Below are 14,549 nucleotides of genomic sequence, written 5' to 3'. Positions count from 1 at the left end.
GGGTCTGGCGCGCGGTGGTGACGATCTGGCGTTCGTGCGGCTGGTGACAGCCGGGCATGGTCCGGCTGATGGACTTCAGCACATTGATCGCCGGGAAGCGGCCGCGCTCGGCGATGGCCCGCTCCATGACGATGTGGCCGTCCAGGATCCCGCGAACGGCGTCGGCGATGGGCTCGTTATGATCGTCCCCGTCCACCAGCACGGTGAAGAGCCCGGTGATCGGGCCGGCCCGGGTGCCGTCGGGGCGGATCGGTCCGGGGCCGGCCCGCTCCAGCAGCTTGGGCAGTTCGGTGAACACGGTGGGGGTGTAGCCCTTGGTGGTCGGAGGCTCGCCGGCGGCCAGGCCGATCTCGCGCTGGGCCATGGCGAAGCGGGTCACGGAGTCCATCAGGCAGAGAACTTCCATGTCCTGGTCGCGGAGATATTCGGCGATGGCCAGCGTCATATAGGCCGCCTGGCGGCGCTTCAGAGCCGGCTCGTCGGAGGTGGCGACCACGACGATGGCGCGCTTCAATCCCTCCTCGCCCAGGGTCTCCTCGATGAATTCGCGCACCTCCCGGCCCCGCTCGCCGATCAGGCCGACGACGACGGCGTCGCAATCGGCGTTTCGGGCCAGCATGGAGAGCAGCACCGACTTGCCGACGCCGGAGCCGGCGAAGACCCCCAGGCGCTGGCCGCGGCAGCAGGTGGTGAAGACGTTCATGGACCGCACGCCCAGATCCAGCCGCTCGCCCACCCGGTCGCGGGCGTGGGCCGGCGGCGGCGGGGCGCGGAGCGGATAGGCCGCCAGGCCCTGGGGCAGCGGCCCCTTGCCGTCGATTGGCTGACCAAAGGCGTCAACGATGCGGCCCAGCCAGGCCTTGGTCGGTCGAACCGTCGAGCCGCCGGGCTCGATACGGATTTCGGCCCCGGGCGCGACGCCTTCGACGGCGCCGAACGGCATCAGCAGGGCGCGGGCGTCGCGGAAGCCGACCACCTCGGCCGGCAGGGGCGTATCGCCCCGGCGCTCGATTTCGGCCCGGGCCCCCACCGCCAGACGCGTCACCCCGCCCCGAGCCTCGATGAGAAGCCCGTTCACGGCGGCCACGCGGCCCGAGACGGTCAGAGGATCGATACGCTCGACGGCGGCGACGAGACTACGCAAGGTTGGCCCCCGGAAATCACTGGTCTTCAGGGTCGCCGGTCGGGCTTAATCTCCCGTGAAGATTGGTGAACGCCGAGGCTTAACGCCCGCCGTCCAGACGCCTCAGCGCAGGGCGCCGGCCAGGCGCAAAGCCTTACGAGGATGGCGCACAGCGAGTTTCGCGGCGGTCACGGGACGGCGCATGGCCGCCCGTGCGACCACAGGACGCGCCACCCTGGCGGCCAGGGGGCGGGCGTTGCGGGCGATCGGCCCGCGGCCCAGATAGGCCGCCGTGGCGAACAGGGCCAGCGCCCCCACCCCAAGCACCAGGCCGGGATGCTGCTGGGCGCGGGTATAGACGCTGAAGCGGCGGCCGCCATAGGCGTCGGTGCGCGAGCGCCCATCGACACCGGCCTCATAGAGGTTGTCGCGCACCGGCTTCTCGCCCTTGCGCTTGGAGAGCTTGGGAACGGCGAAGGCGAACAGCTTGTCGGCCAGGGCCGGCGCGCCGCCGCCCAGCAGGACCATCTGCCGACCGCCCGAGCCGATCGTCAGGTGACGCACGGGATGGATCGCGGCATGGAGGATCGCGTCGGCCACCACCTCCGGCGCATAGACCGGCGGCGGCACGCGCGGCGCCTTGTCCATATAGTTGCGGGCGTGATCGGCGAAGGGCGTCGAGATGCTGCTCGGCTTGATCAGGGTGACGCTGATCGGCGCCTTCTCGCGGGAGAGCTCCATGCGCAGGGCGTCGGTGAAACCCTTCACGGCGTGTTTCGACGCCGAATAGGCGCCCATCAGGGGCACCGCGACATCCGAAAGCGCCGAGCCGATATTGATGATCGCTCCACCGGTGCGGCGGCCTTTCATATGCTTGACCGCCTCCAGAGACCCATTGACCACGCCGAAATAATTGGTGCGGAACAGGCGCTCGTGGTCCTCCATCGGCACCTTGTCGAGGTCGCCATAGAGGCCGACCCCGGCGTCGTTGATCCAGGTGTCGAAACCGCCGAACCGCGCGATGGCCGCCCGCGCGATGGTCTCCACATCCGCCGGATCGCCGACATCGCCGGCCACGGCGTGAGCCCGGCCGCCCGAGGCGTTGATATCTTCGGCGATGGCCTTGAGGGCGTCTTCGTTTCGAGAGGCCAGGACCACCGCGGCGCCCGCCTCGGCCGCCTTGCGCGCCGTCGCCAGGCCAATGCCCGACGAGGCCCCCGTGATCACCACGACCTGCTCGGAGAGGGGCTTCAGCTTTACGGGCATGACAAATCCTTGCGTGTTCGACGGGGCGGGCTAAGGGCGGGTTCGATCATTCCAACGGCTCGGCTCTGGTCCCGTTCCCCCAGCGCGGCCGAAACGGCGATTCAGCGTTCGACGACCCCGTCCAATCACGAAAGATTCAACTGGACTGCGACTCGCCGCCACGTCGCCGGCCTTCCGCTGATTCTGAAATCGGATTAACGAATTGCTCAGAGGCCTTTCACTATTAACCGGTCTTAAATTAACTCGCCCGCAAGATTACCGGGAGGGCTTGAGGCGGCTGTGAATGTGCCGACCATCAAGCTGCGCTGTCGTTCGAGGAGGGACTCATGCGCGTTCTGTTGATTGAGGATGACAGCGCTACGGCGCAGAGCATCGAACTCATGCTGAAGTCAGAAGGCTTCAACGTCTATACGACCGACCTGGGTGAGGAAGGCGTCGATCTGGGCAAGATCTACGACTATGACCTCATCCTGCTCGACCTGAACCTGCCCGATATGAGCGGCATGGACGTGCTGCGCACCCTGCGGGTCGGCAAGATCAACACCCCGATCATGATCCTGTCGGGCACGGCCGAGATCGACACCAAGGTCAAGACGTTCGGCGCTGGCGGCGACGATTACATGACCAAGCCTTTCCACAAGGACGAATTGATCGCCCGCATCCACGCGGTGGTCCGTCGCTCCAAGGGCCACGCCCAGTCGGTCATCCGCACCGGTGACATCCTGGTCAATCTGGACGCCAAGACGGTGGAGGTGAACGGCTCGCGCGTTCATCTGACCGGCAAGGAATACCAGATGCTGGAGCTGCTCTCCCTGCGGAAGGGCACGACGCTCACCAAGGAAATGTTCCTGAACCACCTCTATGGCGGAATGGACGAGCCCGAGCTGAAGATCATCGACGTCTTCATCTGCAAGCTGCGCAAGAAGCTGGCCGCCGCCGCCGAGGGCAAGCACCACATCGAAACCGTCTGGGGCCGCGGCTATGTGCTGCGCGACCCGCAGGAATCCGCCGTCGCGGCCTGAGGCCACGCCAGGCGGTCCTGACGACGCAGACCTGAAGAACGCCCGCCACTCCTCTGGCGGGCGTTTTTGCGTTCGCGGCCGGGGCGAGCGGCCGTAGCCAGTCCTTCGAAACAGTCTAGGCTCCGCCTGGACCTAACGGGAGGCGAGGATGGAACGCACCATCGCACTGGCGGCCTGCCTGGCCATCGCCCTGGCCCTGGGCTGGCTCGGCGAGCGGGGTCCAGCGCCGCGTCCCGCTGACGCCGCAGCCGAAGCCTTCTCGGCGGCCCGGGCCTTCGACGACGTCTCGGTCATGGCCCGAGCGCCCCACCCCCTGGGGACGCCGGCCAACTTCGCCGTCCGCGATCACCTCGTCGCCCGGATGGCGGCGATGGATCTCTCCCCGCGGGTGGTCGTGGCCCGCCCCTTCATCACCCGCACCTATTCAGGCCAGGCCTATGTGGCCGGCGGCCGCGTCGAGAATGTGATCGGCGTCCTGCGGGGACGCGATCCGGAGGCTCCAGCCCTGGGTCTGATGGCCCATTATGACAGCGTACCGCGCTCCCCCGGCGCGGCCGACGACGCCGCGGGCGTCGCTGCGGCGCTGGAGATCGTCCGGGCCTTCCGGGCGCGCGGTCAACCTGAGCGGGACGTGGTCCTGATCATGACCGACGGCGAAGAGGCCGGGCTGCTGGGCGCCCAGGCCTTCTTCCAGGACGATCCCCTGGCCAGGGGCATCGGCTTTGTCATCAACATGGAGGCCCGCGGCTCGGCCGGACGGGCCAACATGTTCGAAACCGGGCCCGACAACGGCCCGACCATCGATCTATTCGTGCGCACCTCGCCCGGCTCGCCGTCCAACGCCCTGGCGGTGTTCGCCTATGAGCAAATGCCCAACGACACGGACTTTTCGGTTCCCCGCAGCCAGGGGATTCCGGGCCTGAACTACGCCTTTGTCGGCCGCCAGTTCGACTATCACAGCCCCACGTCGACGCTGGAGAACCTGTCCGCGCGCTCCGTTCAGGACCTGGGCGACCAGGGCCTGGCTGCGGCCGTAGCGGTAGCCTATTCCGACACCCTGCCAGGGCCTGGTCCCAACCGCGTCTATGCCGCGACCTTCGCCGGCCACATGCTCGCCTATCCCGCCGCGGTCGGCTGGGCGGTGATCGCCGCCGCCGCCCTGCTGCTCGTCCTGGCCGGATTCCAGGCGCGGAAAGGCGGCGCGCCGGTGCGCTGGCTCGACGCCGGCCAGGGGATCCTGGCCGGGCTCTATGTCCTCGTCGCCGGCGCCGTGGCGCTGCGGTTCGCCCGGCGGGCCAGCGGGGCCGGCTTCGGATTTTTGGAGCAGCATCTGCTGCTGGCCCAGGCCGCCCGCTACGAGACCGTTCTGATCCTGCTGGCTCTGGGCGTCGCCCTGCTGGGCGCAGCCGCCCTGGCCAAGGGCGGCATGCGCCTGACCACCGCCCTGGCGCCGCTGGCCGCTGCCCTGGGTTGCCAGATCTTCGGCGGCTGGGACCTCGCCGGACTGGCCATGGGCCTGATCGCCGCCGTGATCGCCTTGGCCGCCTTCGGCCGCCCGGCCGAGCGCAGCGGCGCCTGGATCGGTCTTCTGGCGAGCGGCCTGGCTGGCGCCATCGCCTTGCAGGTCCTGGCCCCCACCACCGCCTTCCTGATCGCCTGGCCGGTGTTGCTGGCCAGCGGCGGGGCGGCGCTCAGCCGATTGGGGGACCGACGTCCCCTCAGCCTTCGCCTGGTCTTGATCGTCCTGTGCGGCGCGGGCCTGGGATGGCTGGGCGGCCTGGCGCACGCTGTCTTCGTGAGCCTCGACATGGTGGAGCTCCTGGCCCTGATCGCCTGGCTCGCCGCCTTCTTCCTCTGGCCCTTCGCCCATCCCAAGATCGGCGGCGCGGGGCGGGTCACCGCCCTTCTGGTGCTGGGCGCGGGCCTGGCCCTGCTGGCCCTGATGCGGGTCGATCCTCCGTGGTCGGAGCGCCATCCCCGCGCCACCCTGGCCTACTATCTCGCCGACCAGACGGCCGGCGAAGCCTATCGCGTCGAAGCCGCTCCCCAGCTTACGGACTGGAGCCGCCAGGCCTTGGGCTCGCCCGACGGCGACATCCCGCGTCTTGAGGCGCCCCCCGTCCTGCCGCGCCCTGTCTGGGCGACACCGGCGCCGATGCTCGACTTGCCGGAGCCGGCCCTCGAGCTCGACGCTGGGGGCGGCCGACAGGTCTTCACAGCTACAGCGCCCCCTGCGGCACGAATCCTCGCCCTGGATATTCGCGTCACCGGCGAAGTCGCCGATGTCCGGTTGAACGGGAAGGCCGCCCCGATCTTCGCAACGCCCGGCGCCTGGACACGCCTGCGCTGGACGGGCGACGCACAGCCGCTGCAGGTGAGCTTCGCGCCGGTAGCCGAGGACGGTCGACTGGAGGTGCGCTACGGCGCCATCACCGAGGGCTGGCCGATCGGCGCAGCGCCCCTTCCCCCGCGTCCCGATGACATCATGGCCTTCGACACCTCGGATTCCCTGATCGTCAAAGGGGAAAAGGCGTTTTCCTGGTGAGGCGAAGCTTGGTTCGGCGAGCGGGCTCGGCTATCGAAGGGCCATGAGCCGACCCGACGTGGTGATCTATCACAACCCCGCCTGCGGAACCTCGCGCAACACCCTGGCGCTGCTGCGCGAAAAGGGTGTGGAACCGACGGTCGTCGAATATCTCAAGACCGGCTGGACGAGGGAACAACTGCAGGACCTGGCGGATCGTTCCGGCGGCGTCCGCGGCCTGCTCCGTGAACGCGGGACCCGGGCGGCCGAGCTCGGCCTCACCGACCCCGCCGTCTCGGACGAGGCGATCATCGCCGCCATGATCCTCGATCCCGTTCTGGTGAACCGTCCCATCGTGGCCACCGCCAAGGGCGCAGCCCTGTGTCGCCCGGCCGAGCAGGTGCTGGCGCTGCTGTGAAAAGATTCAGCGCTGAGGCGATCCCACTCTCCCCTGGCGCGCCAAGGCGCGACAAATCGACCAATGTTCCTAAAGTTACCAACGGTTAACCGCATGACACGACCCTGGCGTAGCCTACCACTCGCTGTATCTCGTCGTGTCAGGTCGCTGTTGGCCCAGACTACGGCGTCGTTGGAATCCGGGGGCACGATGCAAGAGTTCGATCCGAGACGGCCAACCCTGCGCTATACGCCCCGCCTGATGGTCGGGATCGGGGGGATTTGCGCTCTGGCGCTGGGCTGGAAGCTGACGGCCGCCGAGGCCACAGCGCCCATGCCGCAAAAACTCGACGCCGCCGCCATCGTCATGCTGCAGCACGAGGCCTTCGCCCAGGCCGAGGCCCTGCCCGGCTTCGCCCGTCCTGAGAATGTCGCGGTCAAGGTCCTGCCCGGCGACACTCTCGAAGCGGCGGTCGCCCGTACCGGCGTCTCCAGCGAAGAAGCCCGCCGCGCGGTTCGCACCCTCGGCGAGGCCATGGACACGGTGCACATCAAGGCCGGCATGACCTTCGACGCCTCCATCGCGCGCCCGAGCGGCGAGCTGGGCGCGGGCGAGGCCCGTCTGGTGGGCCTCTCCCTGCGCACCGGCCCGGCCACGGCGATCACCCTGTCGCGCACCTTCGACGGCGCCCTGCGCCTGCGCGAGATGGAAGAAGCTATCCGCAGCGAGACCACGGTCGCTCAGGGGGAGATCCACGGCTCCCTCTATGAAAGCGCCGCCAAGCTGGGGGCCACCTCCTCGGTCACCTCCAAGGTGGTCAAGCTGTTCGCCCACAAGCTGGACTTCCAGCGCGACATCAAGGCCGGCGACGAGTTCAAGCTGGTCTTCGAGCGCAAGGTCACCGAGTCCGGCCGCGTGGTCGAAACCGGCGAGCTGGAATACGCCGAGGTCAAGGGCGTGAAGTTCTATCGCTTCGAGCGCAACAATGGCGACGTCGACTATTTCGACGAGACCGGCAAGAACATCCGCGGCTTCCTGCTGCGCACCCCGGTGGACGGCGCGCGCATCACCTCCAACTTCGGCCCCCGCCGCCATCCCGTGCTGGGCTTCCGCCGCAGCCACCAGGGCGTGGACTTCGGGGCCGGAACCGGCACCCCGATCCTGGCGGCCGGCGATGGTGTGGTGGTCGAGGCTCGCCGCTGGGGCGGCTATGGCAATTGGGTTCGCCTGCGCCACGCCAATGGCTGGGAGACCGGCTACGCCCATACCTCACGCTACGCCAAGGGCATCCGCGCCGGGGTTCGGGTCAAGCAGGGCCAGGTGATCGCCTATGTGGGCACCACCGGCATGTCCACCGGACCGCACCTGCACTACGAAGTCTGGCGCAACGGCCAGCGGGTCAACCCGATCGGCGCCAAGGTGCCCCAGGGGACGATCCTGGCGGGCGCCGAGCTGAACGCCTTCAAGGCCAAGATGGCCCGCATCGACACCATGCTGGCCAAGGCGGGTCCGGCCGGCGACGAGATCAAGCTGGCGGCGGCCAAGACCGACACCGTCGCCCAGGCCAACCTGCGCCGCTGAGCCCGGCGGGCGCCGCAGCGTCAGGCTTTGCGACTCTGGCGTGCGCCCCTAAGGTTGGGTGACGTTGGTCCGTCGCATTGGGAGGCGCCATGACTGTCGCGACCCGCCCCACCACCCGCGCCCGCTATGCGGCCCGGCGCGACGCCATTCTTGCGGCGGCGTGCAAGGTGTTCATCGACCAGGGCGTCAGCGGCTTCACCCTGGCCGCCGTGGCCAAGCGGATGGACCTGCACCCGGTCAGCCTGACCTACTATTTCAAGCGCAAGGAAGAACTGGCCGCCGAGTGCATGCGGCTGACCCTGTCGCGCTTCAACGCCATGCTGGAGATCGCCGAGCAGGAGGCGACGCCGCAGAACCGGCTGCGCGCCTTTGTCGGCGCCTATTTCGAAACCCGTCGGGGCATCATCCTGGGCGAGGCGCCGCGCTTGCTGCCGTTCGGCGAGATCAGCTATATCGCCGCACCCGATGACGACGAACTGGTGGAGGCCTATCGCGCCCTGCGCCAGCGGCTCGCCCGCTTGCTCCGCCCCACGGACGCGCCCTGGCTGACCGGACCGCGTCGCTACATGCTGGGCCACCTGATCCTCGATCAGCTCTGCTGGTCCGACACCTGGATCGCCGGCTACGATATCGGCGACTTTGGCCGCATCGCCGAGCGGGTGGCCGATGTGATGATCAACGGCCTGGCCGCGCCGGGCCAGGATCGCCCTGATCGCCCCCTGCTGGAGCTGGGCGCGCCGCCGGCCCAGAACGACGAGGTGACCCGCGAGCGCTTCCTGGTGGCGGCCACCGAGATCATCAACCGCGAAGGCTATCGCGGGGCCTCGGTGGACAAGATTTCGGCCTATCTGAACGTCACCAAAGGCTCGTTCTACCACCACAACACCGACAAGGATGAACTGGCCAAGGCCTGTTTCGAGCGCACCTTCGACCTGATCGACGAGGCCCGGACGCGGGGCAGCGCCGAGGCCACGGGCTGGCTGCGCCTGTGGCTGATCTCGGCGTCGCTGACCGCCCATCAGACCAGCGGCGAACGAGGCCGCATGCTGCGGCATTTCGCCCTGTCGGCCATGCCGGGCGAGCTGCGCCGCTCGATCTCTGGCCGGTTTCAGCAGATCGCCAACGCGTTCGCCGGCATCATCAGCGACGGGATCGCCGACGGATCGATCCGCCCGGTCGATCCGCTGCTCAGCGCCCATCTGGTGATGGCCATGTTCAATTCGGTGCTGTTGCTGGAGCACTGGGGCGAGGAGGCCACCGTCGATACGGTGATGGCCGCCTATGTGCGTCCGGCCCTGCTGGGCTTCTTCACCGCGGAATAGGCCTGGTCCCACGCGCATAAGAAAAGGGGCGGCCTTGCGCCGCCCCTTTTTTGACGCCCCCAGAATCGTCGCTGGCGAACGTTCGCCGCGGCCGATCTCCCCCCTGGGAACATCGTTGACCGAACCTAAGTTTGCAGAGTGTCATAGCCGAGCTTTCCAGCAAGGCCACACACCAAATTGGGGAATGGCGGACGCCTCGGGGCGCCCGCCTGCCCCTGAGGGGTGCGCCTAGGCGTCGAAGACGATGACGGAGCGAGCGATTTCGCCGCGCTTCATCTCGTCAAAGGCCTCGTTGACTTGGTCAAGCCGCAGGCGGCGCGAAACGAGATCATCGAGCTTCAGCTTACCGGACATGTAGAAGTCCACCAGGCGAGGCATGTCGACCGGGAAGCGGTTGGAGCCCATCATCGAGCCCTGGATGCGCTTCTCGCTGAGGAAGGCCGCGCCCATCAGGCTGATGGTCTGACCCACGGGGATCATGCCGATGATGTTGGCCGTGCCGCCCCGGCGCAGCATGTTGAAGGCCTGCTCGGCGGTCTTGGCCAGGCCGATGGCTTCAAAGGCGTGGTGCACGCCGCCCTTGGTCATCTCGATCACCGTCTTCACCGCATCGCCGTCGGCGGCGCAGATGAAGTCAGTGGCGCCAAAGGCCTTGGCCAGGTTTTCCTTACCCGGAACCATGTCGATGGCGATGATCCGGCCGGCGCCGGCGATGGCCGCGCCATTGATGGCCGACAGGCCCACGCCGCCGCAGCCGATGATGGCCACCGTCTCGCCCGGACGCACGTTGGAGGTGTGGATCACCGCGCCGACGCCGGTGGTCACCGAGCAACCAATGAGCGCGGCGCGGTCGAAGGGCATGTCCTTGCGGATGGCGACGCAGGCATGCTCGTGGATGAGCATCTGTTCGGCGAAGGACGACAGGTTGAGGAATTGCGGCAGGCCCTTGCCGTTCTGCAGCAGGCGCGGTTCGTCATCCTTGTCGCGCTTGGTGTCGGGAGACACGCACAGGCTCATATGGCCGGTGAGGCAGTGTTCGCAGTGGCCGCAATAGGCCGAGAGGCAGGTGATGACGTGGTCGCCCGGCTTCACCGTGCGGACCTCGGAACCCACCTGCTCGACGATGCCGGCGCTCTCGTGGCCCAGCACGGCCGGCAGCGGGTGAGGATAGGAGCCTTCGATGAAGTGCAGGTCGGAATGGCAGACGCCGGCCGCCATGGTGCGGATCAGCACCTCGTGCGGGCCGGGCTTGTTGATCTGGACGTCTTCGATCTGAAGCGGCTTGCCCACTTCGCGCAGAACGGCGGCCTTCATGTCGTGCTTCCCCATTGGAGGGCCCGCTGATCGGGCCGGTTATGAGGAGGCCGCAACATCCAGCCTCCCTTCAGGAAGACTTATCGCCGTTCATCTCGCAGGGGCCAAGTCCCTTTCCCCGTAACGGGCGCCGGCCCATGGGTCGGAACAACACCCTGGCGCCGCGCGCCAGGGGGTCGCCCACGGACGAGCGGCCGATCAGCGAACGTCGACCCAGATCTCATCCCGGCCGAGGGTGGTGACAGCCCCCTCCGCGCTGACATTGATCGAGCTGGCCGGCACCTCGACGGACTTGCCGTCCCAGCCCAGCTGGATCATCGCGGCCATGCTGTCGGAGCCAGGATCGATTTCCTGCACCGTACCGACGACGGCGCCTTGGGGATCACGAACTTCGGCGCCGATGCTGAGCCCCTCGACGGTGGCCGCCGCCATCATGCCGGCATTGGCCGCCGCGGTGGCCTCAATGTCGCCGGCGGGGGCCGGCGCAGTCATGATGCCGCCGGTGGAGGTGATTTCGCCGTTCACGGGCGGGCCGGGGCGGGCGACGCCCTGGGCGAGCGCCGGTCCGGCGGCAAGGCCGATAAGGGCGGCCGGGATAAGCAAGGTTTTCATGGGTCAGTCTCCAGATGAGTCCCCGACCCGGGATCAACCGCAGCCAGCCTATCCGGTTCCGCCCGCGTTAACCCTCACCGGCTCGCCCCCCAAGTTGGTGGCCCGCGCCGGAATGATCGAGGCCCACAGACGCCCCAGGTCCGGAAGGGTGACCTCGGGCAGGCGGAGGCCTTCCGGCAGAAGCGGACGCCGCCGCGGCAGGCATTCCTCCAGGGTCGCCAGGAGCGCCTCGGGAGGGCCGTCATTGATGAAGTGGTCGGCGCCCGCGACGGTGGCCAGACGCATGGGTCGCCGCGAGCGGGTCTCGGCCACCAGCCGTTCGGCCGCGTCCAGGGGGGCGAAGTCGTCCTTGTCGCCGTGGATCACGTGGATCGGCAGGTTGAGGCGGCGCAGGGCGTCGCGCACCGGCGCCAGGCGCTCGGGCTGGCCGCTCACCTCAAGCACCGCATGACGCAGGTCCCGCGGGATCAGGGCCATGGCCTTGGCGCCGGCGTCCAGCAGCCAGCGGGCCGTGGGGCCGGGTTCGCCATAATAGCCCGACAGCAACACGAGGCTCTTCAGCCGGCGCGAGCCCCGCCGCGCCATCAGGGTGGCGATGGCCGCCCCGTAAGACTGGCCGACCAGGAGAATCTTCTGACCCGGCGCCACCTTCAGCAGCGGCGACAGCGCCAGGGCCTGGACCTCCAGGTCCGGCACATGGTCGGCGGGTTCTGACGCGCCAAAGCCTGGCCGGTCGACGACGATCATCTCGCGGTCCTGCGGCAGGGCGGCCAGCACCGGCGCCCAATACTCCGCCCATGACGGTGATCCCGTCACGACCACGATCTTCCACGGCGCGGGCGTGTCCCGCGGCGTCTCGAGGGCGGAAATCCGCCAGCCCAGGTCGCCGCCGGCGGTGAAGCTTGTCCGCCGCACCACGTGTTCGGGATAATCCTCGGTGGTGGGAACGTGCTCGGTGCGCCCGAGAACGGTTGAGGTCAGGCAGGCGAGGCCCACGCCCACCACGCCCTTCGGTCGCTTGCGCGCCACGCTTATCTTCCTTCAGTCCAGTCCATGTCGGTTGTGAAAACGCTCCAGCTTTGAGTCGGTTCGCCGACATGGGGAATTGTCATGGGAGCGGCGTCAGGACGCCGCCCGTGTCACGGTCATCATGTAGTTCACTTCGCTGTCGCGGGAGCTGGACCACTGGCCGGTCAGGGGATTGAAGACCACGCCAAAGGGGCCATCCACGTCCACCGGTTCGCTGGCCAGGAAGCTGCGCAGTTCGTCGGGCTTCAGGAACTTGCGCCAGTCGTGCGTGCCGGCCGGCAGCCAGCGCAGGATATATTCAGCGCCCACCTTGGCCAGGGCCAGGGCCTTCAATGTGCGGTTCAGGGTGGCGACGATCATGATCCCCCCCGGCGCCAGCAGCTGGGCGCAGCTGCGGAGATAGGCGCCCGGATCGGCCACATGCTCGATCACCTCCATATTGAGGATCACGTCGAACGGCGGGGTCCCCTCCGCCAGCAGTTGCTCGGCTGTGGCGCAGCGATAGTCGATGATAAGCTCCTGCTCGGCCGCGTGGGTGCTCGCCGTGCCGATGTTGCGCTCCGAGGCGTCGACGCCGGTGACCTCGAACCCCAGTCGGGTCATGGGCTCCGAGAGCAGCCCGCCCCCACAGCCGATGTCCAGCAGGCGCAGGCCCTCGAACGGACGCCGGGCTGTCGGATCGCGGCCGAAGCGCGCCAGGGCCTTGTCGCGGATGAAGGTCAGGCGGGTGGGATTGAACCGGTGCAGCGGCGCGAACTTGCCATGCGGGTCCCACCATTCGGCGGCGATGCGGGAGAAGCGCTCGACCTCGTCGGGATCGATGCTGGAGCGGAGATCGGGAGCGGCGGACATGAGTCACATATAGCGTGCGGCGAGGTTTGCGTAAGGCGTCCCGCCACGCCGGCCTGCGGGATCGGCGCAGCCTCGGCCGTGACCTGTGAATGTTACGTTGCAGCGCGCCTTGGCCATCGGTAGAAGAGCGGCCTTCTTTAGCGGGGGGCGATCCGGCGTGGCCCGTCTGGTGATGAAATTCGGCGGCACTTCGGTGGCCGACCTGGAGCGCATCCGGCGCGTCGGACGGCTCGTGGCCGCAGAGGTCGCGGCCGGCCATCGCGTGGCCGTGGTCGTCTCGGCCATGGCCGGCAAGACTAATGAGCTTGTGGCCTGGACCGATGGCGCCGGGGCCGCCGCCCAGGGCCTGGCCCCTTCGGACGACGAATACGACACCGTGGTCGCCTCGGGCGAACAGGTGACCGCCGGCCTGCTGGCCATGACGCTGCGCAATATGGGCCTGTCGGCGCGCTCCTGGCTCGGCTGGCAGATCCCGATCATCGCCGACGACGCTCATGGCCGCGCGCGCATCGAGGACATCCCGCCCGAAAAGCTCGCCGCCGCGCTGGACGCCGGCGAAGTCGCGGTGATCGCCGGCTTCCAGGGCGTGACGCGCGACGGCCGCATCGCCACCCTGGGCCGCGGCGGCTCCGACACCAGCGCCGTGGCCATCGCCGCGGCCCTGAAGGCCGAACGGTGCGACATCTATACCGACGTGGACGGGGTCTATACGACCGATCCGCGCATCGAGACCAAGGCCCGCAAGCTCTCCAAGATTTCCTTCGAGGAAATGCTGGAGATGGCCTCCCTCGGCGCCAAGGTGCTGCAGACGCGCTCGGTGGAGCTGGCCATGGCCCAGCACATGCCGGTGCGTGTGCTATCGAGTTTCGTAGAACCCGGAGAGGCCCCCGGTCAGGGCACCATCGTCTGCGACGAGGAGGAGATCGTGGAAAAGCGCATCGTGAGCGGCGTCGCCTATAGCCGCGACGAAGCCAAGATCAGCGTCTTCGGCCTGCCCGACCATCCCGGCGTCTCCTCGGAGATCTTCGGGCGGCTGGCCGATGCCAACGTCAATGTGGACATGATCGTCCAGAGCCACGCCCGCACCCAGGACACGGCGAACATGGAGTTCACCGTCGGCAAGCGCGACGCCGCCCGCACCATCGAGATCATGCGCGAGGCCCAAGGCGCCATCGGCTTCGACGACGTGGCGGTGAACGAGGACGTGGCCAAGGTCTCGGTGATCGGGGTCGGCATGCGCAGCCACGCCGGCGTCGCCAAGACCATGTTCGGCGCCCTGGCGGAAAAGGGCGTCAACATCCAGGTGATCTCCACCAGCGAGATCAAGATCAGCGTGCTGATCGACGCGGCCTATACCGAACTGGCCGTCCGCGCCCTGCACGCCGCCTACGGCCTCGACAAGCTCTAGGCAGGTTGAGGCCTAGGCTCCGGCGGCTTCGGCCCTCGGCGTCAGCCGCCAGGCGGTGACGATGGCCAGGGCCGCCACAGGCGTCGCCACGGCGAAGAC

At 68.4% G+C, this 14,549-nt stretch carries 12 protein-coding genes; 6 read left to right on the top strand and 6 right to left on the bottom strand.

Features of this window, described 5'->3' with window-relative positions; all coding sequences use genetic code 11:
* Together V7702_RS14060 and V7702_RS14055 are read right to left on the bottom strand one after the other, a co-directional pair.
* Positions 1 to 1,144, bottom strand: a 1,144-nt coding sequence (locus tag V7702_RS14060; RefSeq protein ID WP_335650725.1) for a FliI/YscN family ATPase, incomplete at its 3' end; no start/stop codon positions are given.
* A gap of 102 nt (positions 1,145 to 1,246) precedes the next feature.
* Positions 1,247 to 2,389, bottom strand: coding sequence for an SDR family oxidoreductase (locus V7702_RS14055; RefSeq protein WP_335650724.1), 1,143 nt, complete (start codon positions 2,387 to 2,389; stop codon positions 1,247 to 1,249).
* Between the two features lie 326 nt (positions 2,390 to 2,715).
* Here V7702_RS14055 and ctrA point away from each other — a divergent pair, with 326 nt between their 5' ends.
* The 5 genes from ctrA (at position 2,716) to V7702_RS14030 (ending at position 9,235) form a co-directional block, all read left to right on the top strand.
* Positions 2,716 to 3,411 (top strand): response regulator transcription factor CtrA, encoded by a 696-nt coding sequence (gene ctrA, locus V7702_RS14050; RefSeq protein ID WP_304711465.1) that lies wholly within the window; start codon positions 2,716 to 2,718, stop codon positions 3,409 to 3,411.
* Between the two features lie 148 nt (positions 3,412 to 3,559).
* Complete coding sequence (locus tag V7702_RS14045; RefSeq protein ID WP_335650723.1) at positions 3,560 to 5,956, top strand: M20/M25/M40 family metallo-hydrolase; 2,397 nt, start codon at positions 3,560 to 3,562, stop codon at positions 5,954 to 5,956.
* Positions 5,957 to 5,999: 43 nt separating this feature from the next.
* On the top strand, positions 6,000 to 6,353 hold the full coding sequence (gene arsC / locus V7702_RS14040) for an arsenate reductase (glutaredoxin) (protein ID WP_335650721.1): 354 nt from the start codon (positions 6,000 to 6,002) through the stop codon (positions 6,351 to 6,353).
* A gap of 189 nt (positions 6,354 to 6,542) precedes the next feature.
* On the top strand, positions 6,543 to 7,913 hold the full coding sequence (locus V7702_RS14035; RefSeq protein ID WP_335650720.1) for a M23 family metallopeptidase: 1,371 nt from the start codon (positions 6,543 to 6,545) through the stop codon (positions 7,911 to 7,913).
* An 89-nt stretch (positions 7,914 to 8,002) separates the two neighbouring features.
* The gene (locus tag V7702_RS14030) at positions 8,003 to 9,235 is read left to right on the top strand and encodes a TetR/AcrR family transcriptional regulator (RefSeq protein WP_335650719.1); all 1,233 of its coding nucleotides are present in this window, start codon (positions 8,003 to 8,005) and stop codon (positions 9,233 to 9,235) included.
* A 228-nt stretch (positions 9,236 to 9,463) separates the two neighbouring features.
* On the opposite strand, the gene V7702_RS14025 is transcribed toward V7702_RS14030, so the two are convergent.
* The 4 genes from V7702_RS14025 to ubiG all read right to left on the bottom strand — a co-directional run bounded on the left by V7702_RS14025 (position 9,464) and on the right by ubiG (position 13,042).
* Positions 9,464 to 10,549: a Zn-dependent alcohol dehydrogenase gene (locus tag V7702_RS14025; protein WP_335650718.1), complete on the bottom strand. Its 1,086-nt coding sequence runs from the start codon at positions 10,547 to 10,549 to the stop codon at positions 9,464 to 9,466.
* A 198-nt stretch (positions 10,550 to 10,747) separates the two neighbouring features.
* On the bottom strand, positions 10,748 to 11,161 hold the full coding sequence (locus tag V7702_RS14020) for a hypothetical protein (RefSeq protein WP_335650717.1): 414 nt from the start codon (positions 11,159 to 11,161) through the stop codon (positions 10,748 to 10,750).
* 48 nt (positions 11,162 to 11,209) lie between these two features.
* A complete protein-coding gene (locus V7702_RS14015) occupies positions 11,210 to 12,190 on the bottom strand; it encodes an alpha/beta fold hydrolase (protein WP_335650716.1) in 981 nt (326 codons plus the stop codon).
* Between the two features lie 93 nt (positions 12,191 to 12,283).
* A complete protein-coding gene (gene ubiG, locus V7702_RS14010) occupies positions 12,284 to 13,042 on the bottom strand; it encodes a bifunctional 2-polyprenyl-6-hydroxyphenol methylase/3-demethylubiquinol 3-O-methyltransferase UbiG (protein ID WP_335650715.1) in 759 nt (252 codons plus the stop codon).
* Between the two features lie 157 nt (positions 13,043 to 13,199).
* Between ubiG and V7702_RS14005 the strand changes: the two genes are divergently transcribed.
* On the top strand, positions 13,200 to 14,450 hold the full coding sequence (locus V7702_RS14005; RefSeq protein ID WP_335650714.1) for an aspartate kinase: 1,251 nt from the start codon (positions 13,200 to 13,202) through the stop codon (positions 14,448 to 14,450).
* Positions 14,451 to 14,549 lie beyond the last annotated feature (99 nt).

Origin of the sequence: Phenylobacterium sp. (assembly GCF_036963605.1) — a bacterium.
Lineage (GTDB): Bacteria > Pseudomonadota > Alphaproteobacteria > Caulobacterales > Caulobacteraceae > Phenylobacterium.
The sequence above is the reverse complement of the archived record's forward strand: the minus strand, read 5'-3'. Positions and strand labels throughout refer to the sequence as shown.

What these genes read in the sequence shown, in the direction of transcription:
- V7702_RS14025 (WP_335650718.1), bottom strand. Translation starts at nt 10,549, where the DNA reads ATGAAGGCCGCCGTTCTGCGCGAAGTGGGCAAGCCGCTTCAGATCGAA.
- ubiG (WP_335650715.1), bottom strand. Translation starts at nt 13,042, where the DNA reads ATGTCCGCCGCTCCCGATCTCCGCTCCAGCATCGATCCCGACGAGGTC.
- V7702_RS14055 (WP_335650724.1), bottom strand. Translation starts at nt 2,389, where the DNA reads ATGCCCGTAAAGCTGAAGCCCCTCTCCGAGCAGGTCGTGGTGATCACG.
- V7702_RS14045 (WP_335650723.1), top strand. Translation starts at nt 3,560, where the DNA reads ATGGAACGCACCATCGCACTGGCGGCCTGCCTGGCCATCGCCCTGGCC.
- ctrA (WP_304711465.1), top strand. Translation starts at nt 2,716, where the DNA reads ATGCGCGTTCTGTTGATTGAGGATGACAGCGCTACGGCGCAGAGCATC.
- V7702_RS14035 (WP_335650720.1), top strand. Translation starts at nt 6,543, where the DNA reads ATGCAAGAGTTCGATCCGAGACGGCCAACCCTGCGCTATACGCCCCGC.
- arsC (WP_335650721.1), top strand. Translation starts at nt 6,000, where the DNA reads ATGAGCCGACCCGACGTGGTGATCTATCACAACCCCGCCTGCGGAACC.
- V7702_RS14030 (WP_335650719.1), top strand. Translation starts at nt 8,003, where the DNA reads ATGACTGTCGCGACCCGCCCCACCACCCGCGCCCGCTATGCGGCCCGG.
- V7702_RS14020 (WP_335650717.1), bottom strand. Translation starts at nt 11,161, where the DNA reads ATGAAAACCTTGCTTATCCCGGCCGCCCTTATCGGCCTTGCCGCCGGA.